The organism is Collinsella sp. LCP21S3_A9, from assembly GCF_052118785.1.
In the GTDB taxonomy this organism is placed as follows: domain Bacteria; phylum Actinomycetota; class Coriobacteriia; order Coriobacteriales; family Coriobacteriaceae; genus Collinsella.
In genome coordinates this window covers 1-1,362 of record NZ_JBQKGN010000051.1, presented here as the reverse complement: position 1 = coordinate 1,362, position 1,362 = coordinate 1, and the positions used below count along the sequence as shown (strand labels likewise).

The following is a 1,362-nucleotide window of genomic DNA, read 5'->3' as shown; positions in this document are numbered from 1 at the left end:
GGTACCGTCAAGATTCTTTCGCAAATTGATTTAGTCGTCTCCCGCCCCGTCCTCTTCTAGCCCTCCGCCTTTCCCCTCAGCTCGTCCATCTCCTCCAGCTTCGACATGTCCAGATACCTCCTCTTGCCCCACTCGTGCTCCACTATGTACTTCAGCCTCGCCGTCACCAACATCAGAGCCGAATTGCCGTCCGGGAAGGTCCCGACGACCCTCGTCCTCCTCCTGATCTCGCGGTTGATGCGCTCGATCCCGTTGTTCGTCCTGATCCGGCGCCAGTGCTCCGGTGGGAATTCCGTGTAGGCAAGCGTCTCGGCGAACCCGTCGCGCACCGTCCTCGCGGCCGCCCCGAGCCTCATCGATTCCAGCTCCTCCGCCACCTCCTCGGCCTTTCTGGCGCATGCCTCGCGCGATTCCTGCGCGTGGATCGCCTTCAGCATGCGCGCCGCGGCCTTCCGCCTGGTCACGGGAACCCTTCCCAGCACGTTGCGGTAGAAATGCACCGTGCAGCGCTGGTAGCGGGCCCCGGGGAACACCTCCTCGAGCGCACCGAGCATCCCCGCGCACTTGTCGCCGGTGACGAGCCGTACGCCGGAGAGCCCGCGCCCCTTGAGCCAGGAGAAGAACTCGCGCCAGGACTCCGCGGACTCGGTGTACCCCTCGGAACAGCCGATGACCTCCCGGTCGCCGGCGGAGTTGACGCCGATGGCGACCAGCACGGCCACGTTCTCGTAGGACCCTCCCCAGCTGCGCTTGAGGTAGATGCCGTCGACGAAGACGTAGGGGTAGCCGCCATCGAGCGGCCTCTGCCGCCAGGCCTCGATGGACGCGAAGGCCCTCTCGTTGAGGTTGGAGACGGTGCCGGAGGACACCGGCGCTCCCCACAGGAGCTCGGAGACGTCCTCGATCCTCCTGGTTGAGACGCCCGCCAGGTACATCTCGACGATGGCCTCCTCGACCGAGGTCTCGCGCCTGCGGTAGCGCTCGATGACGGCCGTCTGGAAGGTCGCCCCGCGGAGCTTCGGCACGCTGAGCTCGACTTCCCCGGCGCCCGTGACGAGCCTCCTCGTGTAGTGGCCGCTGCGGTAGGCCTCCCGGCCCGCCGTCCTCTCGTAGCGCCCGGCCCCGACGAGCTCGGACGCCTCCTCGTCGAGCAGTGCGTTGAGCGTCTCCTCGACGGTCTTCCTCACCAGATTCTTTATGTCGTTGCGCAGCGACTCCTCGTCGACTGATACGATGTTCGCAGACACGGCCCGTGCCCCCTTCGTCGGTGATTTGTTGTTTAGTCGCTAGAAATCATATGACGGGGTATGGGCCGTGTTCCGCTATGCGGTTGTCAATTTGCGAAAGAAATTATGCGTCACC

The 1,362-nt window shown here is 65.0% G+C and carries 1 protein-coding gene; it reads right to left on the bottom strand.

Annotation, left to right across the window (positions count from 1 at the left end; all coding sequences use genetic code 11):
• Positions 1-56: 56 nt before the first annotated feature.
• The gene (locus tag ACTQ05_RS09465; RefSeq protein WP_427727814.1) at positions 57-1,247 is read right to left on the bottom strand and encodes an IS256 family transposase; all 1,191 of its coding nucleotides are present in this window, start codon (positions 1,245-1,247) and stop codon (positions 57-59) included.
• Between the last annotated feature and the right edge of the window lie 115 nt (positions 1,248-1,362).